Raw genomic sequence first — 25,143 nt, forward strand, 5'->3', positions numbered from 1 at the left:
GACACAACGCTCATGTATGTAACAACGCACCATCCAACCGGGGGGAACAGGCCCCGAGAAGCAGGAGGGATGTCATTGAAAGCCTTATTTGAGAAGGAAAAAAATTACTGGAGCCATAAACTGGAATCTGAGGATCATATCATCTGCCTACCATACACCAACCATGTGTCCAGAAATACAACTGTAACGAGTTTAAATTCCCATACGTACACGCTCACTTTTCCAACTGAAATTTCCCAAAGAATATCATCTATAACAGGTGGCGCTCCATGGGCCGTGTTTATGGTCCTGCTTGCTGGAGTAGAGAGCTTATTGCATAAATACACATGTGAGGAACGTGTGCTGCTGGGCATTCCGGTAGCCAAGTCTAGCAATGGTGCTACAAAGCCGATCAACCATCTGCTTTTATTGAAAAATACGCTGGATTCCAGCACAACCTTCAAAGCGTTGCTGTCTCAAATCAAAACCTCTGTCGGCGAAGCTATTGAACATCAAAACATTCCTTTTTGGAACTATTCTGAATTACTTGACATTCAACGTAATGAGGATGGAAAGCCTCTTATTCACACCACAGTATCCTTGCAAAATATTCATATTTCTGATTTTTTGAATCACGTACAATCTGAACTAGATTTCCAGTTTCAATGGGAAAATGAAGCGGTCTCCCTGAACGTAAAGTATAATAGCGACCGTTATAGCGAGACGACGATTGAGCACTTTGTTGAGCAGCTTCTGCGGCTGTACACTATTGTTTTGCAGCAGCCAGAGTTGGCGATTTCCACAACACAAGTGCTGTCAGAGCAAGAAGTAGAGCAGCTGGTTCATACCTTCAACGATACAAATGTGGATTATCCACGTCATGCGTCTATTCATGAATTGTTCGAGAAACAGGCGAAGCAGGCACCAGAGCAGGTGGCGGTAGTGTGTGGGCAAGATAGCCTAACCTATGCAGAATTGAATCAAAAGGCCAACCGACTGGCTCATTCTTTACGTAAGCAGGGAATCCGCACCGAGCAGACGGTCGGCATTGTAGCTGAACGCTCGATTGAGATGATTGTCGGTATGCTCGGAATTCTCAAAGCAGGTGGAGCATATGTACCCATTGATTCTGATTACCCGGATGAGCGTGTACGCTATTTGCTGAAGGATTCCGGTGCAGACATACTGCTCGTGCAGCGAATGGAACATCGGCCCACTGATTTTAAGGGAATGGTGCTTGACCTTAGCGATGCTGCAATTTATGGAACGGATGATGCTGATCGTTATGATTCCATTTTGCCGAATGATCACGGAACGAATACTGATCCGGGATACGTGGACTGCCTAGATCCGTTCTACTCCATTTCCGCCAGTCCCGAACTTGCTTCTACGACAACCATACAACCAGAAAACATGCAATCCAAAGCTACGCAATCAGAACAAGCAAAACAAATACAGCACGCTTATGCAGCTGAAGAACAACCGAAAGCGAGCGCAGCTGGTCGCTTGGCCTATATTATGTACACCTCAGGGACTACAGGCCAGCCCAAAGGGGTTATGGTGGAGCACCGTAATGTCGTGCGTTTGGTGACAAACACAAATTATGCACGCTTGAATGCCGACACGCGCATTTTGCAGACCGGGTCTGTTGTCTTTGACGCGTCCACCTTCGAAATTTGGGGTGCGTTATTGAACGGTGGACAGCTGGTGCTGGTGAGTCAGGATGTTATTTTGGACGCGCCCAAGCTCAAGGAAGTTGTCCGCAATCACGGCATTACCACGATGTGGCTGACCGCACCACTCTTTAATCAGCTATCCCAGCAGGACTTGGAACTATTTGAGGGGATGCGGGAGCTATTGGTTGGTGGTGATGTGCTGTCCGTACCGCATATTAACCGGGTATTGGAGGCCCATCCGAATCTACATATCATTAACGGCTACGGTCCGACGGAAAATACGACCTTTTCCACCACACATGCCATTACCGGCGTTCAATCGGCATCTGTGCCCATTGGTAGCCCGATCCACAACTCGACGGCATATGTCGTGGACGGTTCGATGCAGCTCCAGCCTGTTGGAGCGTGGGGAGAACTGATCGTCGGCGGTGACGGGGTGGCTCGCGGATACCGCAACCGCCCAGAACTGACGACCGAAAAGTTCATTGACAGTCCGTTCCGTGGCGGCGAACGCTGCTATCGAACAGGGGACCTGGTGCGTTGGAATGCGGACGGGACGCTGGAATATAAGGGACGAATCGACGCGCAGGTGAAAATTCGAGGCTACCGGATTGAGCTGGGCGAGGTAGAAGCACAGCTGTTGAAGCTGGAGGCAGTCCGAGAAGCTGTTGTAATTGCACATGAAGATGAGCAGGGGCAAAAACTGCTCTGCGCATATGTGGTCACCCATGCGGAAGTAGCGACAAGTGAGCTGCGTAGTGCTTTGAGCCAGGAGCTACCGGGCTACATGGTACCGTCGTATTTTGTGCAGCTGGAGCAATTGCCACTGACGCCCAATGGCAAGGTGGATCGCCGAGCGTTGCCACAACCAGAGGGAGGTGTAAGCTCAGGCGCAGAATATGTACCTCCTCAAAATCAATTACAAGCACAACTGGCTAGCATCTGGAAAGATGTGCTGGAGCTTGAGCGCGTTGGGATTAAGGATAACTTTTTTGAGGCAGGAGGACATTCCCTGCGGGCGACACATGTCATATCACTCATCTATAAGGAATTGCATAAAAATGTGCAGCTAAAGGATCTGTTCCAGCATCCGACAATTGAACAGCTGGCGCAGGTTATTCAAGCACTGGAGCCAACCACCTATGAATCCATCCCTGTTACGGAGAATAAGCCATTTTATGCGGTTTCTTCAGCTCAGAAACGGATGTATATCCTCAATCAGCTTGATGGAGCGGGAATTAGCTATAACATACCTGGTGCCCTGACTCTGACCGGTTCACTTGATCACAAGGCACTGGATAACGCGTTCCGTCAGCTTATTGACCGCCATGAAACATTGCGCACAAGTTTTGAGACCATGAACGGTGAACCTGTCCAGCGAGTACATGACGAGGTTCCTTTTTGCATGGAATTGACCTATGCTCACGGAGCTGCCCCAAAGGAAACGGATGAGCTGGTACGTAACTTTGTCCAACCATTCGATCTGGGGCAGGCCCCGTTATTCCGAGTTGGTTTGATTGAAACAGACCCAGAGCATCATATTTTGCTCATGGACATGCATCATATCATTTCGGACGGCACCTCTATAAATGTACTAATTCAGGACTTTATTCATTTATATGCAGGCGACACGCTGCCATCGCTACGCATTCAGTATAAAGACTACGCCGCTTGGCAACAGAAGCAGCAGCAAAGTGAACGCTACCGGGAACAGGAAAACTACTGGCTCAATACCTTCGCAGGAGAGCTACCTGTGCTTGATCTACCGACTGATTATCCACGCCCAGCGGTGAGAAGCTTTGAAGGAGATGTGCTGGAATTTACGCTTGACCAACGACAAAGCGAAGGCTTAAAAAGCATTGCGGTGCAGACGGAATCGACATTATATATGGTGCTGTTGGCTGCCTATTCGGCTTTGCTTAGCCACTATAGCGGGCAAGAGGATATTATTGTCGGTTCGCCAATTGCAGGGCGGCCCCATGCGGATCTTGGCAGTCTGATCGGGATGTTCGTGAATACACTGGCAATCCGTAATTATCCAGAAGGCGGGAAAACGTTCCGCGATTATGTGTTGGAGGTCAAGGAAAACGCGTTAAAGGCTTTTGAACATCAGGATTATCCGTTTGAAGAGCTGGTGGAGAAGCTGGGCGTAGATCGAGATTTAAGCCGTAATCCGTTATTTGATACCATGTTTGCACTACAAAACATAGAGCAAAAAGAGCAGCAGCTGGCGGGGCTGCAATTGGCATCTTATCCAAGTGAGCAAACGACGGCCAAATTTGATTTGAGTCTGTTCGCAGTGGAGGATGGAGAACAAATTTCCTGTGCTCTTCAATACGGAACTCGGCTGTACAAACGGGAAACCATTGAACGACTGACTGAACATTTGCAGCAGCTTATCAATGCGGTTATAAAACAGCCGGATATCGCTCTTTCGGCTATAGAAATGGTTTCGGCCCAAGAAAAAGAGCTGCTTGTGCAGAGATTCAATGATACGGTAGCAGACTATCCGTATCCACGAGATCAAGCACTGCATGTGCTGTTCGAGGAACAGGTAGCGCAATCACCAGATCGGCTGGCCATCACCTTTGCGGACATGCAGCTTACCTACCGCGAGCTGAATGAACGTGCCGACCGTCTGGCACGCATACTCGCTTCCCATGGGATACAGCGCGGGTCCGAGCCAGAGACACAGCGAGTAGGGATTATGGCTGAACGCTCCATTGAAATGGTCGTCGGTATGCTGGCGATTTTGAAGGTCGGAGGGGCTTACGTTCCCATTGATCCTGATTATCCTGAAGAGCGTATCCGTTATTTACTGGAGGATTCCAGTGCGGGGCTGTTACTGTTACAGCGACGTGAGCAGATGCCTTTTGAACCCGGCATTCCGGTCATCGATTTGAGTGATGAACAGCGATGCAATAGCAAATCTGAATGTGACGCTCAGACGGATGGAACAATTGCGATTACAACAGGGGGATCTTCTTCCGATCTTGCGTATGTGATCTACACCTCTGGTACGACAGGCAAGCCGAAGGGCGTGATGATTGAGCACCGTAATGTCGTGCGCCTAGTGAAAAACAAAAGCTATGCCATGCTTGATGAAAATACACGTATGCTGCAATTGGGCGCAGTTGTGTTCGATGCCTCCACATTTGAAATCTGGGGAACGCTGCTGAACGGGGGACAACTGTATGTGGTAAGCCATGACACTATTCTGGATGCCTCCAAGCTCAAACAGGCAATTGACAAGTATCGTGTTAACACGATGTTCATGACTACGGCTTTATTCAATCAGTATTCGCAGCAAGAAATCGGAGTGTTTGCGTCCTTGAAGGAGTTGCTCGTGGGTGGTGATGTGTTGTCTGTACCACACGTCAATCGTGTGTTGAAGGAGTACCCGCAGCTTCGCCTGGCCAATATTTATGGTCCGACGGAGAACACCACCTTTTCCACCATCTATGACATTACAGAACCGCAAACCCAGGCTATTCCCATTGGACGTCCAATTGATCACTCGACCGCTTATGTGGTCAATCGTTCGTTGAAGCTGCAACCTATCGGAGCCTGGGGAGAGCTGATCGTCGGTGGCGACGGTGTTGGGCGAGGATATCTGAATCGGCCCGAGCTTACGGCGGAAAAATTTATTGAAAGTCCATTCCGGTCTGGAGAATATTGCTATCGTACAGGAGACTTAGTGCGTTGGCGTGCTGATGGTGTACTGGAGTACAAGGGAAGAATGGATGAACAGGTCAAAATTCGCGGCTACCGCATTGAACTGGGTGAAATTGAAACCCGATTGTCCACGATTCCAGGTGTGAAGGAATCGGTTGTTACCGTGCTGCAGGACGATCACGGACAAAAACAGCTGTGTGCCTATTTTGCAACAGACAGTGAATTGAGCGCCAGCGACTTACGTAGCATTTTGTCGCAGGATCTGCCTGGCTATATGGTGCCGTCCTACTTTGTGCAGCTGTCCAGACTGCCTTTGACGCTGAATGGCAAAGTAGACCGCAGGGCACTGCCCGCACCTGAGCACAATCTCGATACAGGTATGGATTATGTGGCACCCGAGACGGAAGTCCAACAGGCACTGGCCACGGCTTGGGGAGCCATTCTTGGTATCCCGAAAGTCGGAATACAGGATAACTTTTTCCATTTGGGTGGTGACTCCATCAAGGCCATCCAAGTATCGTCCCGCTTGTTTCAGGCTGGATACAAGCTGGAAATGAAGGACTTGTTCAAATACCCGACAATTGCGGGACTAAGCACATATATTCAGCCTGTTAACCGAATAGCCGAGCAGGGCGAGGTTACAGGAAATGTAGTGCTTACACCGATTCAGCGCTGGTTTTTTGAACAGCCATCGGAAGAACCACACCATTTTAACCAATCTGTCATGCTCTATCGTCAGGAAGGCTATGACGAACAGGCACTACGGCGGGCGCTCCATCAGATTACTTCGCACCATGATGCATTGCGTATGGTTTTTAGTTTGTCGGAGAACGGATGTACAGCATGGAACCGCAGTGTAGAGGAAGGCGAACCGTACCATCTGGAATGCTTTGACTATAATGACAGCGATGTAAACAAGCAAAATTTGGCGAAGATAATTGAAGCGAAATGCAATGAAATTCAATCTGGTATTTCCCTAAGCGAAGGTCCGCTGATGAGACTGGGGCTGTTCCGTTGCCCGGATGGAGATCATCTGCTGGTCGTGATTCATCATTTGGCGGTGGACGGGGTATCCTGGCGCATTTTATTCGAGGATTTGGCGACTGCTTATGATCAAGCCTCCAAGGGTGAACAGGTGATTCAGCTGCCTCATAAAACAGATTCGTTCCAAACATGGGCCGAGCAACTGCACGCTTATGCCAACAGTCCAGCTATGGAACATGAGCGAGCGTATTGGGGGAAACTTGCACAAGCGGAACTGGCTTCTTTGCCGCAGGATTATGGGCATAACGAGCACGAAAAGCCATTGATTGGCGATAGTGAGTCGGTTACTGCTTTGTGGACACATGCAGAGACAGAGCAGCTGCTCAAGCAGGCCAATCGTGCCTACCGTACAGAAATTAATGACCTGTTGTTGACGGCGGTAGGAATGGCATTGCAAGCATGGAGTGGAAATGATCGTTTCCTGATAAATCTAGAGGGACATGGACGTGAAGCCATTTTACCAGAGGTGGACATTACTCGAACGATAGGGTGGTTTACAAGCCAATATCCTGTTTTGCTCGATATGCCGGAAGAACTGGCACTTTCGCAACGGATTAAGCGTGTGAAGGAAGGGCTGCGCGGCATTCCGCAAAAAGGGATTGGCTACGGTGTACTGAAATATTTATCCGACCGTCAGACACAGGCACCGGAGGCATCTCCAGCCATATTTACGACAGATCCCGAAATCAGCTTTAACTATTTGGGACAGTTCGATCAGGATATGAAAGGGAACGACTTGCAATCATCCTCATATGAAGGTGGGATGCCGCTGAGCCCGACCATGGCTCGAACGTATACGCTGGATTTTGGCGGCATTATTTCGGGAGGCCAACTGGGTCTGACGATTAGCTATAGTCGTACCAGCTATAGACCGGAGACCATCGAGCGATTGGCGAAATTCCTGGAATCGAGCCTGCGTGAAATTTTGGCGCATTGCATCCATAAAGAACACCCGGAGCTTACCCCAAGTGATATTTCTTACAAAGGAATGAGTGTGGAGGGCTTGGACAGCCTCTTATCTGAAATGGGTGCTGCGGGCGAGATCGACAATGTATATGCACTGACCCCCATGCAGAAAGGGATGCTGTTTCACAGCCAGCTAGATAGTCAAGCAGCTGCGAATGACGCATATTTTGAGCAGGTTTCTTATGATATGCGAGGTCAGATGGACATTCGGGCTTTTGCAGAAAGCCTGAATATTCTGGTTCGGCGACATGAGGCGCTGCGTACACATTTTTATTTTGGCAGAGATACGGAACCGTTGCAGGTGGTGTATCGAAATCGGGATTGCGGCTTTCAATATGAAGATTTACACCATCTGGATGAGGATGAAATAGATACCAGGGTGAAAAATTTCAAGCTACAAGATAAAGCACGGGGCTTTGATCTGCGTCGGGATGTCCTGCTGCGTGTAGCGATTTTACGTACCGGAGAAGACAGCTATCATTTTGTATGGAGCTTCCATCATATCGTCATGGACGGCTGGTGCCTGTCCCTTATAAATAAAGAAGTGTTTGAAAGCTATGCAGCACTTCAGGAGGGCAGAGTACCAGAGCTGGCACCGGCAGTGCCGTACAGCCGCTTTATTGAATGGCTGGAAGCACAGGATGCCAAGGCGGCAACCGACTACTGGAGCAGCTATTTATCCGGATATGAGCAGCAAACAGCATTACCAGCTGTAAAATCCGGTTGCAAGAGTGGAGGCAACACGGCTAGTGATTGGGTGACGGTTTTGGAACGTGAGTTGACCCTTCGGGTGGAGGAGACGGCTAAGCGATATCAGGTGACCATGAATACGTTATTACAAACCGTCTGGGGGATTGTGCTGCAAAAATATAACAACCACAGTGATGTCGTATTTGGTAGTGTCGTCTCAGGCCGTCCATCGGATATTATCGGTGTAGAGGATATTATCGGCTTGTTCATTAATACCATTCCAGTTCGCATTCTTAGTGAGGCAGGGGAATCTTTTGCAGAAGTTATGAAGAAAACACAGGAGCAGGCGCTGGCTTCTCATGCGTATGATACGTATCCACTGTTTGAGATTCAGGCATTGACCGACCAGAAACAGGATTTAATTAACCATATTATGGTGTTTGAAAATTATCCGGTAGATGAGCAAGTCGAAGAACTGGGAAGTGACGGGCAGGATACATTCCCGATTTCCAACGTGGTGGCTGCAGAGCAGACTAACTATGATCTGAGCTTAGTCGTTATGCCGGGAGAATGCATCAAGATTCGTTTTATGTATAATGCGTTAAGTTATGATCAAACAGGCATTAAGCGTCTGCATGGGCATTTTGTGAATCTGTTGGAGCAAGTTTTGCTTAACCCGAATGTTTGCGTAGAAGAGCTGGAACTGGTTACAGCGGCGGAAAAACAACAAATTACAGGAGAGTTTAATGACACTGCCTCTGCATATCCAAGCAATCACACGATCCAAAAACTGTTTGAGGAGCAGGCAGAGCGCACGCCGGATCATATTGCTGTAGCTTTGGGTCATCAATCATTGACCTATCGGGAACTCAATGAGACAGCCAACCGTTTAGCGCATACGCTGCGTGATGCAGGGGTGAAATCCGATGAACCTGTTGGCATTTTGACGGAGCGCTCACTGGACATGATTACGGGAACACTCGCTATTTTGAAGGCTGGAGGCGCGTATGTGCCGGTAGACCCTCAATATCCGGAGGACCGTATCCGTTATATGCTGGAGGACTCGGGAGCTAAGCTGCTGCTGGCTCAGCAGGATTTACTGGATCGTTGCTATTTCGACGGACAGATTGTCAATCTGAATGAGGATACGTCCTACAGTGCAGATGCTTCCAATCTGGGTATAGATGGAGCGGGTAATCATGCTGCTTATGTCATTTATACCTCAGGTTCAACAGGTAAGCCTAAGGGTGTCGTAGTTGAGCATCAAAGTGTCGTGCGCCTTGTCCGCAATACGGATTATGTGCCATTTGATGAATCGACCCGAATGCTGCAGACTTGCGCGTTTGTATTTGATGTATCTACGTTTGAAATTTGGGGTGCGCTACTGAATGGTGGTCAGCTTGTTCTTGTGCATAAGGATGATCTATTGGACGCGGCCAAGCTTAAAGAGACGATACGGGATCATCGCGTCACCATGATGTGGCTGACTACACCGTTATTTAATCAGCTTTCACAGCAGGATAGTAAATTTTTCGGCGATGTGAAGTATTTGCTGGTTGGTGGTGATGTTTTGTCTGCACCCCATATTAACCGGGTCCTGCGCGATAATCCGGACATGAACATCATTAACGGCTATGGGCCAACGGAAAACACAACCTTTTCGACGACGTATCACATTACGGAAGAACAGCTGGATTCTGTGCCGATCGGACGGCCCATCTGCAATTCGACGGCGTATGTTGTAGATTCGTCATTTAACCTGCAACCGGTCGGAGCTTGGGGTGAGCTGGTCGTCGGCGGAGACGGAGTTGCACGTGGTTATCTAAATCGTCCTGAGCTGACGGCTGAGAGATTTCTTGCTAACCCGTGGAGGGACGGAGATCGCCTGTACTGCACGGGAGACCTTGTTCGCTGGCGTGAAGACGGCATACTGGAATACGCTGGACGGATTGATCAACAGGTTAAAATTCGCGGTTACCGGATTGAGCTGGGTGAGGTGGAGGCGCGGCTGGCAAGTGTACCGTCCGTGCGGGATAGCGTGGTTATTGCTTTGCGGGATGGAGCAGGTCAGCAGCAATTATGTGCTTACTTTACTGCTGATGAACAGCTGACCATCCGTGAGATTCGAGCTGCGATGTCGGCCAGTCTGCCGAGCTATATGATTCCATCCGCATTTGTACAGCTGGATCGGTTTCCGCTGACGACAAACGGCAAAATCGACCGCAAAGCTTTACCTGTGCCGGACAAAGGGCTGCACACGGGTATAGAATATGTCGCACCGCGAACCGATGTGGAGCAGTTGCTGGCATCCATTTGGCAGGAAGTGCTTGAAATTCCACAAGTGGGTATCCATGATGACTTTTTCACGTTGGGTGGACATTCCTTGAAAGTACTGGAGCTTATACGCAAAGTTCACCTTGCCACAGACATTGAGCTTCCCATCCGTAGTGTAATGGACTTCCCGACTATAGAAGAGCAGGCGCTCACATTATTGAAAGCCGATCTGGAATACAAGGCCGATAGTCCAATCATTCGATTGAATGAACACGGTCCGATCTCCATCTTCTGCTTTCCTCCTATGCTTGGATACGGGCTGTCGTTCGCGGAGCTGGCGAAACAACTGGATCAGGACGCAGTCGTGTATGGATTGGAGTTCGTGGATGATGCTGCGGATGAGCAGGCCATGCTGGCACGTTACGTTGATTTGATCGTCAGCACGCAAGCGCAAGGTCCGTATGTGCTGCTTGGTTATTCCATAGGTGGTAATCTGGCGCATAAGGTTGCTGACATACTGGAACGTCAAGGCCATGCTGTATCCGATATTTTTATGCTCGATTCGGTCAAAAGGGCGGAAGCCCTGCCCTTCACAGCTGAAGAAACAGAGCATGAAATTCATGACATGCTGGAACAGGTTCCCGACTCCTACCGTGAGCTGTTGAATGAAACGTACCAACGTAAAATGATCGCTTACGCGGTGTATGGCAACCAGCTTGTGAATACAGAGAGCGTTCAGGCGAATATTCACGGCTTTGTCGCCGTTGGATCGGAAACGGTGAGGGGTACAGGAGATAATCGACTTTTATGGAAAGACGCTACACAAGGTAGCTATGAAGAGCATAGCTTGATTGGTAATCATTATGAACTACTGGAACCCGGATTTATCGAAGAAAATGTAAAAAGTATCCGTGCCACAATACAAAAGATAACTCGGAACACGGACAAAGACATGACACAAGATTTGGCACATCATAAATCTTGAACATCTATGGTCGATGATGTAACGAACGGTATCACTAATTTTTAATCTGTAACACATGAATCCTGATCGACAGGTAAGAAGCCTTCTGCTTACACGATTCGATCAGGATTCGCTTTATCATGTGCACTCCCGCGATGGGAAGTGCGATGATTCCATAGCGCCATGCTGATGGCTTCCATACGGAGTATAAATATCTGCTCGCTATGCAATCACCGCACGGTTCAAATCATTAAATCAACTTCATACGTAAAATCAACTTCATACGTAAGGATGGTACTTCAATATGAAGAATAAAGGCATTTGCTACCTATCCGCATTTTTAGCAGCGTTGTTTCTCTGGAACCTGCTCATTGCTTCGGCATGGGCAACAGACAGCATAACACCTGATTCATTGGAAAAAACAGTAGACGATATCATGAATACAGAATTGGGAAAATTGCATATTCCGGGGGCTGCGGTCGTCGTGACCCAAGAAAACCAAATCCTTTTTAGTAAAGGCTATGGATATGCAGATCTGGAGCGGAAAGTGGCATTCGATCCAGCGAAGACCATTGTTCGTGTCGGCTCTCTAACCAAATCATTTAGTGCAAGCGCCACGATGCAGCTGGTTGAGCAAAACAAGCTTGATTTGAATGAAGACGTGAACAGCTATCTCCACAGCTATAAAACTACGCAATACCAAAATCAGCCTTTCAATTTGCATCAGCTTTTGACACATACCTCAGGATTGGATGAAGCGCTGTACGACATTAACAGCTCGACTCGGGCAGGCGTTTTGCCCACAGAGCAGTACCTCAGCACGTATTTTCAAAATCAGCCTCCCATCCGCAAACCTGGAATTCAGTATGATTACAGCAATGTCGCCTACGGTCTGATCGGTAATATCGTGGAGCAAGTAAGCGGTCAGGGACTGAACGATTACCTCCGTACACATCTGTTCCAGCCGATGAATATGCCCAGCGCGACGCTGGAATTGCCGTTAAATCATCCGGCATTGGCCCAATCGTATCAGTGGAAGGATGGAGCGTATTTGAAACAGCCTTTGTCATATATCAATCTGCCGGGAGCAGGAGCGTTGAACGTCACACCCAACGAGTTTTCCCATTATCTGATCACTCATTTAAACCGGGGCAAGTATGAGGGCAAAGTGGTGCTCCAGCCACATACGGTAAAAGTGATGCATGCGCAGCAATTTGCAGTCGATGCACGCCTGGATGGCGTAGGCTACGGATTTTTCCGTGGTCATTTGGAGACGGGAGTACCTATGCTGTGGGCTACCGGGGAAATTGATGATTTTATTTCCGAAATGGTACTGATTCCGTCGCAAAAGATCGGTATTTTTGTGATCATTAATTCAGCTGACACGGACACCCTGCTTCATGGAAAAGCCATCCATGCGATAGCCCAAATGCTGCCCTCAGAGCCGAAGGGCGTTTCGCAGTCACTAGCTCGTTCTTCCACCCAAGTGAAGCTTTCGCCAGAGATTGAGGGTGTATATCAGGTGGATTCTAATCCTGTTCATGGGTGGGGAAAATGGATTCGGATACTGGGAAACATTACATACACCGTGCGAATTCAAGATGATCATACGTTAATTGTTAAAGGAAAATACCCAAATGAGAATGAAGCAACAGACAAAGTTTTTCAAGCAGCAGGCGATGGATTGTTTGTGGAAAAGGGGGGCCAGCTTAAAATTTTGCTGTATCAGGAAAACGGTACGTGGATGATGGTTGCCCCGGATAGTAAGACCATGAAGCAGACGACACTTTGGCACCGTACCTGGACTCTGCTTGTCAGCTACGCTGCCGCCTCCTTATTTTTCATCACGACCTTGCTGATTTGGATCGTAAGATATGTGATCAGAGATATCCGTAAAACGAATAGTCACATTTCGTCCAACCTTGCATTCATTGCGTCACTAAATACGATTTTTCTCGGGGTGCAGGTCATCTATGGTAACAATCAGATCGTGTATGGCTATTCCGCGTGGTATATCTGGGGAATTTGCACGTTGCCACTCATTTCAGCACTCATTGCCGTGTGGGTATTAATCGTGAATGGCGCAAAGCTGATTACAGGGGAAAGAAGAACCCGGGCTGCCGGGAAAATCCTATTTGCGGTACTCACATTGCTGCATACGGTGTATCTTTTTTATTGGAATTTCCTTCCTATTCATTATTCCTAAAGATTTACAAAACAATGCATATTCAAATATAAATGAATGCTAAAATTTGTATCTGATGCCCCCCAGAGGGGTTTTAAACCAACAAACAGGAGGGAAATAATGGAAATCTTTCGTCGTTTTACATCCCGTAGCTTCAAATACGCAACTGCTATGGTTTTCACTTTATCGTTGTACGCTGGTGTTGCGGGCAGCATGCAACCGGCACGGGCAGAAGGTCCGGCGGACCCAGCCCCCTTCATTGCAGCGAAAGTGGTCAATGAGAACGCTGGTAAAAAAGTGCTGTTTGATAATACACATGGACAGACAGCTGGCGCAGCAGATTGGGTGATGGATGGTGGATTTTCAGACTTCGGCCAAGCCCTCGCGAGTAATGGCTATGATGTACACGAGCTTCGCCAATCTACGCCTATTACTTACAATGATCTAAAAAATTATGATGTATTTGTTACGGCAGAGCCGAATATTCCTTTTAAACAGAGCGAACAGGCTGCAATGGAGCAGTATGTAAAAGCAGGCAATAGTATTTTTTTCATTGGAGATCATTATAACGCGGACCGCAACAAGAATCGCTGGGACGGATCGGAGAGCATTAATGGCTATCGTCGTGGTGCATGGGAAGACCCTGCGAAGGGAATGAGTGCGGAAGAAAAAAGCTCGGCAGCAATGCAAGGTGTAGTCAGCTCAGATTGGCTGGGCAGCCAGTTTGGTGTGCGCTTTCGCTACAATGCATTAGGCGATATCACGGCCAATCAGATTGTCGAGCCAGCGCAGGCGTTCGGCATTACAGCTGGAGTGAGTAATGTCGCAATGCATGCAGGATCAACACTCGCGATTATCGACCCAGCGAAAGCCAAGGGAATCGTATATCTTCCTAAAACCAATCAGGCTTGGGGCAACGCGGTAGATCAGGGCGTTTATAACGGAGGCGGCATTCCGGAAGGACCTTATGCAGCTGTATCGAAATTAGGGCAAGGCAAAGCTGCTTTCATTGGGGACTCGTCTCCTGTCGAAGATGCAACGCCAAAATATTTGCGCGAAGAGACAGGAACCAAGAAGACAACGTATGACGGCTTTAAGGAGCAGGATGACGCTGTGTTACTGGTTAATATCGTAGACTGGTTGTCCAAGAAGGAGGAGTATACCAGCCTGACGGAAGTGAAAAGCTTACAGCTGGACCAGCCGACGGCATTACTGCCTTTTGAAGAGCCGCAGACTTCCACGGAACCACAAGCCGAGCCTTGGTCCGCTCCCGCAGCCGGCTACAAATGGTGGGATCAGCGAACATTCAAAGCAGGGTCCTATGGCGGATCTACAGCCAGTGCGCAACCAGTGTACAGCATCGTTCGTCAAGAGCAGCTGCCCAATGCACAGCCTTTTCAAATTCGGGTTACTGCCGACCAACTGGCTCCTAACAGCACGATTAGCGGATTCAGCACAGGTATTTATGTTGCAGGCGGCAATCAAGTAGCCCAAATTCAAAATCCGGATGGAAGCTGGCCAACCTCTTACGGCTATAGCGGAACATTTAGCCTGGAGTCCAACGGCAAAGGCCATGCCTATAAGGACTTGACGGTGCGGATCAAGCCGGGAACCAGTGGTTCAGCTAATCTTAGACTGAGGCAAAACGGCAGCAATCTGCTGACCCATTCCGTCGTGCTGGCTGATGTCCCGGCCCAGCCGTTGCCTGAGGAAGGCAATACGGTTCCAGCTCGAATCAGTGTCGCAGAAGCACGGAATCTCCCGGCTGGCAAAGTCGTGACCTTAGAGGGTGTTGTGACAACAGAACCAGGTGCATTCGGTGGTCAAGCCTTTTACATGCAGGATGAAAGTGGTGGTATTTATGTATATCAGAACCAAAGCGGCTTTCACCAAGGGGATCGAGTAAAGCTTACAGCAAGCTTGGCACTGTATAATAGTGAGCTGGAGTTAACCGCTCCAGTGGCAATTGAAAAAACGGGAGAAGGACAACTTCCGGAAGCTGTACAAGTCACCGAACTCAGTGATGCGAACCAAGGACAGTTGGTTGAGCTTCCTACGGCAATGATTCGTAATGTGATAGACGCCACTCCCGTAGGTTCGTTTGAATTTGATGCAGTATCTGGTGAAGTAAGTCACCATGTGCGCGTCGATGCACGTACAGGCTTAACTCGGACATCTTTTCCATATCAAGAAGGACAGCAAGTGAAGCTGAAGGGAATTTCGGCGATTTTCAAAGGGGATTATCAGTTAAAACCGCGTGGACTGGATGATTTTTCAGCTCAGGCAGGCGCAGCTTTGCAGGAAGTAGAGCTTTCAATGGATCAAACGACCCTCAACATTGGGGATACGGCAGCGACACATCTCAAGGGTACGCTGACAGATGGCAGCGAAGCTGATTTAAGCCGCGCTTCTGTTCAGTATATCAGCAGTCATGAATCCGTTTCGCTGGATACGTATGGAGAACTTAAGGCCCTAAAAGAGGGGAGCGCGGAGATTACAGCCAGCGTCATCTTGGACGGTAAAACGGTCGTATCCAATCCTGTAACCGTTAGAGTCGAAAAGACTGCTGTAGGTGAAGTGCCGGGTAAACCTGTGCTGTCGCATGATAACGGGCAGGACACCGGGCTGAAGGATGGCAACTACAACATCACCATGAATCTGTGGTGGGGTACGAATGGTGATGAACTCAAGTTGTACGAAAACGACAAGCTGATTGGCACCCAATCGTTGCAAGCCGCTTCCCCTGGAGCACAGCATGCAGTCATTCCTGTTACAGGCAAGACCAATGGTATCTACACGTATACTGCAGAACTGATCAACGCTTCTGGTAAAACGACCAGCGACCCGTTAACTGTCGAAGTGACCGATGCTTCCCCTGGCATTCCAGTGCTGTCTCATGACAATTGGGACGGTGACGGCACCTACACCCTTACAATGAACATGTGGTGGGGCACGAATGCGACAAAATACAACTTATATGAAAATGGAGAACTGATCGACGCTCAGCATCTGCCAAGCGAAAGCCCGCAGGCCCAAAGTGCAGTCACCAACATCCAAAATCAAAAGCCGGGTACATATGAGTATCGGGCCGAGTTAGTCAATGCTTCAGGAGAAGTTTCTAGTCAAACGATAAGTGTAGAAGTAAAGGGGCATTAAGTAGAAATGATGGGCCGTTAAAAAGTAAGAGCATCTATTGACCTCGTGAGAGTCTATAGATGCTTTTTTATTTTTTACGAAGCGGGAATTATTATTTTAGGATTGGGTTGGCGAAGCGGAAAGTCCCTCTATATCTGAGGAGCCATAGAAGAACATGGCAACTAGAATCACAATAATGACAACCTCTGCAAAATATTCTCCATCAAACTCACTCACCGCATAAGTCTCCTTTCGCCACTTGTTAATTATTTATTTTCTGTGAAAAGGCTTGTATCACCTGGTCCAGTGTCATATTCCCGTTATCATTTAAAAATTTCACCATATTATCGACATTGGATGGAGTGGATGCTAGTGTTTTGTATTTTCCTGTGAGTCCTAAAAACAATGTTGCTTGTCTGTATAAAGTCACGGAATCGACGTTTAGTTTTCCTGTTAGTAGGAGGGCTGCCACGAGGACCTCCACATTTTTTCCTTGAAGCGCAGAAAAGATAGCCGAATTACTGTTTAATCCATTTTTCTTTTGACCGTTGAGGGGGGATTTGGATTTACGATTCCCGTTCCCATTACCATTCTTTCCTAAGGAAGCCATTGAATCTTCCTCCCGCCATATACTGCTCCTGCCTGGTTTTCACAAAATTCGAGACAAGGACAGCGGCACTCCATGTGCTCATCAATATACGTTATGATCATACGATATGCGAATAAGAGAGCATTGGTTACTATAAGAATCATCCTGGCTGAAGGCAGTTGGCTACTGTTATCCAGTAATTTATTTCGCATGTTGGTCCGATTTAGAGTAAACTACAATAAAGCAAGCCAAATGAGCATTTGCATAAATCCCAGGAGCGTTTTCAATCAGCAATGTTTAGACTGAAACGGTTTAGTTCGTTTATTGTATTTTTGAGCGTTGAATTGGAATTAAGCAAAATGCTGAAATAGGAGTTGTAGATAAAATATGTCGAATGAAGAAGTATTGTTAACTAAAGAGGGATTGGCCAAGCTGGAGGATGAGCTTAAGGAACTGAAGACCGTAAAACGCAAGGAGCTAGCCGAACGCCTTAAGTTGGCTATCAGCTACGGCGATTTGAAAGAAAATAGTGAGTATCACTCAGCCAAGGACGACCAAGCGTTTATGGAAACCCGCATTCTCATATTGGAGAAGATGCTGACCAAAGCCCGGGTCGTGGATGAGAGTAATTTAGATCTTAGAACCGTTAGTATCGGATCGACTGTCATTCTGAATGACATCGAATTTTCAGAGAAGATGGAATACAAAATTGTAAGTCCTGCTGAGGCGGATGTTCTTGATAACAAAATTTCCTATGAAAGTCCTTTAGGCAAGGCACTTTTGGGAAAAGAAGTGGGCAGTATCATTCATGTGGATGCACCCATGGCTGTAATTAAATATGAGCTGCTTGAAATTAAGCTCACATAGTTCATTCCCGATTCCCTTATATGAGGGGGCCGGGATTTTTTATTTCTCGCTGCCTACAATACCGTCCATGTGGAGCACAGTTGCACTCCACATACTGGACAGGATTTTCTTTGCTCCGCTAAGCGCACTAAGTTAGTCCGTCATTAGGAAGCCCGCTTGCTCCAATGCAGCGCAGGCATCATTAATTTTATCTTCGTCCGAGGCATTCAAGGTATGCAGGTGGATGCCTCCCGTCAGCTGGGACAAATAAGTGGCCTGGGTGGAGCTGATTTTACGGATAAAATCGTCCACTTCCTTGCGAGTGCCAACCCGTATCGGAGCAGTCAGATCCCCATATACTGGATGCTCAACAATAACATCCTGCACACTTACACCGTAGTCCACAATCAGCTTTAGTTCCTCTTCTGTCTGTTCAGGTCGATGTTTACACACAATAATACGTGAGGCTAAGGGAGTTGCCTGACTCGCAGGCTCCATATAAATGTATCCTTGACTTGTTGCAAGGATAGGCTCTTGGCTTGCTTTTAACAGGGAAATATCCTGGACAATTACTTGTCGGGAGACGGAGGATCTGCGCGCCAGTTCGCTCCCGGTCAGTGGTGATTCGCTCTTGAGCCACAACAGTAGCTGTTCGCGACGATCCGTACCTGACCGTTTTAAAGATTCAGTCAACGGGATAAGCTCCTTTCTTTTCGATGCGTCAGGTCTGTCAAAATATCTACCAATACATTCAATTCCTCGATGGTGGTCGTTCTTCCGAAAGAAACACGGATAAATTGTAACGCTTCACGGCCGGATGCTCCAAGCGCCTGTAAGGCAGGCGAAGGATCGTGGTGTCCGGCAGCACATGCGCTTCCAGTTGATATACAGACACCTTTGCGATTACATTCCAGCATAACATATTGTCCCTCGTAACCGTGAAAAAAACATCCTACGATATGATGAAGCACTGCTTTATTCTCGCTTTCCTGTACGGCCCAACGTAACGGAATGGATCTTTCCTGGATTTTCGTAATAAAGTGTCTTCTCAGGGTAGTATATCGCTCCTGATGCGACTCCATCTGTTCGGTCATCATTTCTGCCGCCGCGACAAAGGCTGCAATCCCGGGAACATTAACCGTTCCAGGACGAAATCCGTTTTCATGTAGTGTATCAGGGTACACGGGACGCCACGGGGTTCCGGGTTTGAGATATGCAGCACCGACACCTTTGGGGCCATACACTTTATGGCTTGATACAGAGAGTGCATCTACTTCCATGGATTCTACATCTACGCGAATATTCCCAAATGTCTGTACCGCATCACTATGCAACAAAATCCCCCGTTCGCGTAGCAGGGGAGATAAGGCAGCAAGGTCCTGAACCAGTCCCGTTTCCGAATTAGCGTGTTGTACGGAGACAAGTCCGGTGTCTTCTCTCAGGTGAGGTAAAAGAGTTTCGCGGGTCATTCGTCCTTCCCGATCCGGTTGCACAATGGTCAGTTCATAGCCCTGACGTTCCAGCAAAGTAGCAAGGTTGTACATCGAGTGGTGTTCCAAAGCGCTCATGATCCAATGCTTTTTATGCTGCGGCAACCCGTTCAGGATCGATTGCACAACCAACATATTGGATTCTGTTCCCCCTGTTGTAAAATAGATGCCTTCCTTTTGCCCGCTAATCATATTTGCTATTCGTTGCCTGCTGTAATCTAGCGTATAGGCTGCTTGACCGCCCGCATCATGGAGACTGCTGGCATTTCCGAACATTTCCTTATTTAATACGTTATACATATTTAAAGCTTCGCCACACATAGGTGTGGAAGCGGCATAGTCCAGATAAATCACACCAAATCCTCCCTGCTTAAAATAATTCCATTCAAAAACTCTTGAGATTATTGTAGGCATGTGTAAATATAAGTGTCAAGACACTTGTAAACATGTATGTACACAAAGCGGTTATCTGTTCGTGAGAGCGTGAACGATCAGCCGCATCGATATGGAGGGATTCTAATGTCTATGCTTGACGTTTTACAAGGAAATCGAGGGCTTATGCCAGAGTATTATAAGACACTGACGGTTGCTGACATGGAGCAGCGAGTGGCCGAGCTGAAACAAAAATGGGGACCCAAGCTGCTCATACCGGGCCATCACTATCAGAAGGACGAGGTTATTCAGTTTGCTGATATAACAGGAGATTCTCTACAGCTTGCTCAATTGGCTGCACAAAATCAGGAAGCGGAGTTTATTGTATTTTGTGGGGTACATTTTATGGCGGAGACAGCGGATATGCTGACTACTGATCGACAGACTGTTGTCCTGCCGGATATGCGTGCAGGCTGCTCGATGGCAGATATGGCGAATGTGGAGCAGACAGAACGAGCATGGAAGCATTTACAGGAGTTGGTAGGAGATACGATCATTCCGTTAACGTATGTAAATTCCACAGCAGAGATCAAAGCCTTTGTAGGACGGCATGGCGGGGCTACCGTGACTTCTTCGAATGCTAAGCAAGTGCTGGAGTGGGCGTTGAAGCAAAAGGAACGTATTTTGTTTCTGCCGGATCAGCATTTAGGTCGCAATACAGCTTACGATCTTGGAATTCCGCTAAATGAAATGGCCGTGTGGAATCCAATGACCGATCAGCTTGAGACTGAACAGGACCCGGCAACTGTAAAAATTATTTTATGGAAAGGACATTGCTCTGTTCATGAAAAGTTTACAGTAGATCACATTCGCAATGTCCGCGAGCGTGATAAGAACATCCGGGTCATCGTTCACCCCGAATGCTCTTATGAGGTCGTACAGCTCGCAGATTGCGCGGGCTCCACAAAATTCATCATCGATACCATTCGCGCGGCAGAGCCGGGAACTCAATGGGCTGTTGGTACAGAAATGAATCTCGTGCAACGAATCAAGCAGCAGTACCCTGAACAGCAGATTGAATCGCTCAATCCCGATATGTGTCCCTGTCTGACCATGAACCGGATCGATCTTCCCCATTTGCTGTGGGCAATGGAGCAGTTTGATCGGGGTGAGCCTGTGGGTGTGATTCGTGTGGATGCTCAGATCAGACAGGATGCTGTACTAGCATTGAATCGTATGCTTGCTATCCGTTAACCTTTTGCTGTTCCAGCGAGAATGCTGCTTGAAATCTTTGGCCTTATTTTAAAGAAGCAGGGAGCTTGACGCCAAGCAGACGGTTTCCGCTTTGAATAAATATCATTCCACCGGATTTGAGCGTTGGACCGAAGGAGCGTGAGCCTGTGTTGACAGCAAACACGGGCTTTAAGCTCATCAAATCATAGCCATGAAATACGCCATCTGATTGCCCGACATAGACTCCTTTACCGAATACGTCAGCTTGAACGGTCGGATTATCGCCGTCGTAATGAATGAATTGACCTGAGGACAGCTTCATAGCAGTCAGTCTGGATGTACTAAAATCTTGGTAGAACATGCGACCTTCATGAATAGACAATAAAGGAACAAGTTGATCATAGCCATTTTGCGCCCACTTGCGAGCAGGTTTGCTGTCTGGCTTGTAGTTCCAAAAATCATAGGAAGCTAGTGTCTCTCCCTGAAAGACATAAAGATCTTTGCCGTACAAAAAAGCAGAACCATATACACCTCCAGATCGATAAACACCGTCTTTATTTTCAGGCTCGGTCCAGCGATACTGACGATCTCCTTTGGATTTACCTGTCTTGAGGTCGTACTGTGCGATCGTAACTTTATGGTTTACCGGGTCATCATCAATCATAAACGTGTTGGCAACAGAGTATACGATTCCGTCTTTAACCACCAGTGGAAAGGAAGTTCTAAAGCTGTCCCAAAGCTTTTTGCCGGTTTTAGCGTCATAGGCATTAATCTGTTCAAAGGTCAGGCTGCCTTGTACATTATAGTTGCGGATAAGCACACCGTCAGTTTCCATTATTTCGCCCAAACCACTGTATGAGTTCTTATCCTCACTGATTTTCCACTTCACCTTGCCACTGACAGCATCAATGGCTGCCGTTTGCACCGATTGCATAATATATATAGTTGGACCAATGCGCTGAATACGATATGCTTCAGTAAATCCCAGCGGAGTAGACCACACTTTCTTGCCAGCTTCTGTAACGGCATAGATAGAACCGCTTCGTGTCATTCCGTAGATGATACCTTTGTTGTACGTTAAAACAGGGGTAAGCTGATCACCATATTGCCACAATTTCCGACCCGAACTGGCCTCAAGGGCAACCAGTCTATGGTTCGAGTCAACCGCGAATACTTTACCGTTTTCCGCTATTGTTACCGCCTGATCTGGATATCGGTTTCTATCGATTGGGATAACGGGAAAAGACCAGGAAGGTTTGATCACAGGTGCTTGGATTGAGGTGCTATAAGCGCCGTTACTCATGGAGACCGCAGACGGCTCTGCACTTGCCTTTTCAGCGAATCCACCGCTGATCAAGGGCAACCCAATGCTGGCTACCGCCAATCCTGTAAACAAAGTGTTATGTATCGTTTTTCTCATACGCGCTGGCTCCTTTAATGGTTAATAGGGGAGTAAGGATTTCAGAAAGTCACCTTTGATTAGACTGTAAAAAAAACCAAAAGTTTCATGTTGCATTTGCATTTTGGTTGTTTTGAGCATAAATCCTTAAATTCAGTTGCTTGTGATCCAACCTGTATCTCTAATTAAAGATTAGTCGCTTGTCCGGTTTCGTGCTATAATTGTAGCAACATACCGAAGGAGGTGAAATCCCTTGTTTGAGCTTCAGGACCTACTCCCTTATTTATTTACAATCGGCTTACTGTGCACAGTGACTTATACGTATCTCGCTCATTTGCACGGCAATGTACCCGAATGCTGGGTCGAAGGCGGGCCCGTAAGGTCTCATGCTTCTCCACAGATGCCGATGTCTGCCCGTGGACAGGACATGCCTGTCCGGCTGGCCCGACATATCCGGCGTAAGGAAGCACCGGATGAAGATGCATCCGATTGTTCTCCCTCGTTGAACGATGGCACAGCCAATCAACGAGGAGGAACATATGAAACGATTCAAGGGATTCACCTTTTGGGGTAAAAAAGAACGGATATTTGGATTAATGGTAGCGTTGGCGGTGGTCATGCTGCTGTCTGGTTGTGGTGCGAATGCTGCGGAGATAAATGCACAGACACCCGGATTTTTTAATCATTACGTGGTGTTCCCGCTTTCTTGGCTTATTCAGCAATTGGCGCAATGGTTTGGTGGAAGCTTTGGGCTGGCGATTATGACTTTGACATTCATTGTTCGGCTGGCCTTACTCCCGCTTATGATGCGTCAAACACGTGCCCAGCAGGGGATGAAGCGCAAGATGAGCGCCATGCAGCCCGATTTGGACCGAATTAAGAAGAAGTATGAAAACAAAAAAGATGCCGCCAGCCAGCAGAGTATGCAGCAGGAAATGATGTCGCTTTACAAAGAGCATCAATTCAATCCGCTTAATATCGGTTGTCTGCCTATTCTCATTCAGCTCCCGATCTTGAGCGGTATGTACACTGCAATCCGCTTAACCCCGGAGTTGGCGTCTCACTCCTTCCTATGGTTCCGGCTCGGACAGCCGGACTGGATTTTGGCAATCGTCGTCGCAGTTGTATACTTGGCACAGGCCAAGCTTTCTCAGTTTCAGATGACGCCTGAACAGCGCAAGCAATTTGCGATCATGGGTTATCTTTCACCGATTATGATGGCTGTCTTTTCCTTTAATGCCCCTGCTGCCATGCCATTATATTGGACGGTAAGCGGCACCTTTTTGCTGCTTCAGTCGCTGTGGTTCCGCAGACGCTATCCGATAGAGGAAGCAGAGAGTAAGGTTAAACTTGGAGAAGTCACACCAACCTAATTAGAAGATGATGTTTATTTAACTTGGGAATTGCGCTTGTAGTTGTCAAGTGTAATCATAGGATGTCATTCGAGCCGTTTATAAGGCTTGAATGGCGTTCTTTTTTGATGCTGCTTTTTTCGCTACATTCCGCTTGCGATTTTGTAGTCAATATGAAATCCTTATATTATAAAGTGATACTAAAGTTGGGAGAGGCTAGTATGAGAAGATTAGGCTCTCAACTCATTCAACGTTGCATCGAAGACGCTGTTACGTTGGTAAAAAGGGAGTGGCAGTGGTTACCAACAGGGAGGCATCTAATTCTTTTAATGAAATGATAAGAGAAAAGTGGGCAAAGTAAGACCTATATGTAAGCTAATGCTGAACTTTGTTTTATCACGCAATGAATATTATGGAGGAACTATAGAAAATGAAGCAAACATCAACAAAGCTGCCCATTTCCTTGGCTCTGCTCACATGTATAGTATGTGCATTCGGTTTTGGCTTGGTCGCATTATGGGTGAGTGACCATCAAGTTCGGCATTTTGACCAGGAAATTATTTCGGCTATTGGACAACTAGAGTCGCCCGTCATGACCCGTCTAATGAAATTTTTTACCATGATCGGCAGTGGGATTCCAGTTGCGATCATCATTTTAATTGCCATGTTCGTGCTCTATAGAGTATTGGGACATCGCAGAGAACTGCTTTTTTTGGCGGCTGGTGTATTGGGATCGGTAATGCTGAATACGATACTAAAATTGCTTTTTCAGCGTGCGAGACCGGAGATTAACCGTATTATTGAAGAGAATGGATACAGCTTTCCAAGCGGACATTCCATGACAGCTTTCAGCATGTATGCGGCGCTGACATTTTTAGTGTGGAAGCATGTTCCTTCTAGGCTGGGGCGTATCCTTCTTATTGTACTCAGCAGCCTGCTGATTGTAGCAATCGGGACGAGCCGCATTTATTTGGGCGTACATTATCCGAGCGACGTTGTGGGTGGATATTTTATGAGTGGCTGCTGGATGGCGGCTTGTATTTGGTTTTATCAGCGGTACGAAGAACGACGAATGCTGCCACTTCGCTCCAAATCGACAGCATAACGGGTAGCATAAATAATAAAGCTTATAAAAAAGCAGACGCTTTATGAAGTGACCCCTTAAAGTTAGACAACTATTTTTATGCAACCAGTTGGGCATGAGCTCGGTATTGTACCGGGCTCATACCTTTTAATTTTGACTTGATGCGCTTGTGATTGTAGTAATTAATGTA

Annotated in this window: 13 protein-coding genes; 8 read left to right on the forward strand and 5 right to left on the reverse strand. The window is 47.4% G+C overall.

The features are described from left to right. Positions 1-75: 75 nt before the first annotated feature. The 3 genes from WA407_RS25540 to WA407_RS25550 all read left to right on the forward strand — a co-directional run bounded on the left by WA407_RS25540 (position 76) and on the right by WA407_RS25550 (position 16,609). Positions 76-11,289, forward strand: coding sequence for an amino acid adenylation domain-containing protein (locus tag WA407_RS25540; protein ID WP_336078680.1), 11,214 nt, complete (start codon positions 76-78; stop codon positions 11,287-11,289). Between the two features lie 283 nt (positions 11,290-11,572). After that, the gene (locus WA407_RS25545) at positions 11,573-13,474 is read left to right on the forward strand and encodes a serine hydrolase domain-containing protein (RefSeq protein WP_336078681.1); all 1,902 of its coding nucleotides are present in this window, start codon (positions 11,573-11,575) and stop codon (positions 13,472-13,474) included. Between the two features lie 99 nt (positions 13,475-13,573). Then, positions 13,574-16,609, forward strand: coding sequence for an endonuclease (locus WA407_RS25550; RefSeq protein WP_336078682.1), 3,036 nt, complete (start codon positions 13,574-13,576; stop codon positions 16,607-16,609). A 241-nt stretch (positions 16,610-16,850) separates the two neighbouring features. Here the strand turns inward: WA407_RS25550 and WA407_RS25555 are convergent, their stop codons facing one another. Next, positions 16,851-17,198 carry a hypothetical protein gene (locus tag WA407_RS25555; RefSeq protein ID WP_025721144.1) on the reverse strand — a complete coding sequence of 116 codons (348 nt, stop codon included), beginning with the start codon at positions 17,196-17,198 and terminating at the stop codon, positions 16,851-16,853. Positions 17,199-17,564: 366 nt separating this feature from the next. Between WA407_RS25555 and greA the strand changes: the two genes are divergently transcribed. Further along, positions 17,565-18,044, forward strand: coding sequence for a transcription elongation factor GreA (greA, locus tag WA407_RS25560; RefSeq protein ID WP_013310174.1), 480 nt, complete (start codon positions 17,565-17,567; stop codon positions 18,042-18,044). A gap of 132 nt (positions 18,045-18,176) precedes the next feature. Here greA and WA407_RS25565 read toward each other — a convergent pair whose 3' ends face one another. Beyond that, positions 18,177-18,716, reverse strand: a complete 540-nt coding sequence (locus WA407_RS25565) for a transcription repressor NadR (RefSeq protein WP_039274627.1) — start codon at positions 18,714-18,716, stop codon at positions 18,177-18,179. Beyond that, positions 18,713-19,867: an IscS subfamily cysteine desulfurase gene (locus tag WA407_RS25570; RefSeq protein ID WP_336078683.1), complete on the reverse strand. Its 1,155-nt coding sequence runs from the start codon at positions 19,865-19,867 to the stop codon at positions 18,713-18,715. Before WA407_RS25570 ends, WA407_RS25565 begins: the two co-directional genes overlap by 4 nt. A 165-nt stretch (positions 19,868-20,032) precedes the next feature. Between WA407_RS25570 and nadA the strand changes: the two genes are divergently transcribed. Then, positions 20,033-21,139 carry a quinolinate synthase NadA gene (nadA, locus tag WA407_RS25575; protein WP_336078684.1) on the forward strand — a complete coding sequence of 369 codons (1,107 nt, stop codon included), beginning with the start codon at positions 20,033-20,035 and terminating at the stop codon, positions 21,137-21,139. A gap of 43 nt (positions 21,140-21,182) precedes the next feature. On the opposite strand, the gene WA407_RS25580 is transcribed toward nadA, so the two are convergent. Beyond that, a complete protein-coding gene (locus WA407_RS25580; protein WP_336078685.1) occupies positions 21,183-22,538 on the reverse strand; it encodes a PQQ-binding-like beta-propeller repeat protein in 1,356 nt (451 codons plus the stop codon). Positions 22,539-22,770: 232 nt separating this feature from the next. Here WA407_RS25580 and WA407_RS25585 point away from each other — a divergent pair, with 232 nt between their 5' ends. The 3 genes from WA407_RS25585 to WA407_RS25595 all read left to right on the forward strand — a co-directional run bounded on the left by WA407_RS25585 (position 22,771) and on the right by WA407_RS25595 (position 24,974). Further along, positions 22,771-23,091, forward strand: a complete 321-nt coding sequence (locus WA407_RS25585; protein ID WP_013310179.1) for a hypothetical protein — start codon at positions 22,771-22,773, stop codon at positions 23,089-23,091. Continuing rightward, positions 23,057-23,890 carry a membrane protein insertase YidC gene (gene yidC, locus WA407_RS25590; RefSeq protein ID WP_336078686.1) on the forward strand — a complete coding sequence of 278 codons (834 nt, stop codon included), beginning with the start codon at positions 23,057-23,059 and terminating at the stop codon, positions 23,888-23,890. The genes WA407_RS25585 and yidC overlap by 35 nt, the downstream gene beginning before the upstream one ends. A 409-nt stretch (positions 23,891-24,299) precedes the next feature. Then, entirely contained in the window at positions 24,300-24,974 is a 675-nt protein-coding gene (locus WA407_RS25595) for a phosphatase PAP2 family protein (protein ID WP_254351686.1), read from the forward strand. A gap of 76 nt (positions 24,975-25,050) precedes the next feature. Here WA407_RS25595 and WA407_RS25600 read toward each other — a convergent pair. Continuing rightward, positions 25,051-25,143, reverse strand: a 93-nt coding sequence (locus WA407_RS25600; RefSeq protein WP_336078678.1) for an IS3 family transposase, incomplete at its 5' end; no start/stop codon positions are given.

Origin of the sequence: Paenibacillus sp. 203 (assembly GCF_037027525.1) — a bacterium.
Lineage (GTDB): Bacteria > Bacillota > Bacilli > Paenibacillales > Paenibacillaceae > Paenibacillus > Paenibacillus polymyxa_B.

Excerpts from the sequence above, each read along its gene's own strand:
- WA407_RS25545 (WP_336078681.1), top strand. The coding sequence starts at position 11,573 with ATGAAGAATAAAGGCATTTGCTACCTATCCGCATTTTTAGCAGCGTTG.
- WA407_RS25550 (WP_336078682.1), top strand. The coding sequence starts at position 13,574 with ATGGAAATCTTTCGTCGTTTTACATCCCGTAGCTTCAAATACGCAACT.
- WA407_RS25595 (WP_254351686.1), top strand. The coding sequence starts at position 24,300 with ATGAAGCAAACATCAACAAAGCTGCCCATTTCCTTGGCTCTGCTCACA.
- WA407_RS25580 (WP_336078685.1), bottom strand. The coding sequence starts at position 22,538 with ATGAGAAAAACGATACATAACACTTTGTTTACAGGATTGGCGGTAGCC.
- greA (WP_013310174.1), top strand. The coding sequence starts at position 17,565 with ATGTCGAATGAAGAAGTATTGTTAACTAAAGAGGGATTGGCCAAGCTG.
- WA407_RS25555 (WP_025721144.1), bottom strand. The coding sequence starts at position 17,198 with ATGGCTTCCTTAGGAAAGAATGGTAATGGGAACGGGAATCGTAAATCC.
- nadA (WP_336078684.1), top strand. The coding sequence starts at position 20,033 with ATGTCTATGCTTGACGTTTTACAAGGAAATCGAGGGCTTATGCCAGAG.
- yidC (WP_336078686.1), top strand. The coding sequence starts at position 23,057 with ATGAAACGATTCAAGGGATTCACCTTTTGGGGTAAAAAAGAACGGATA.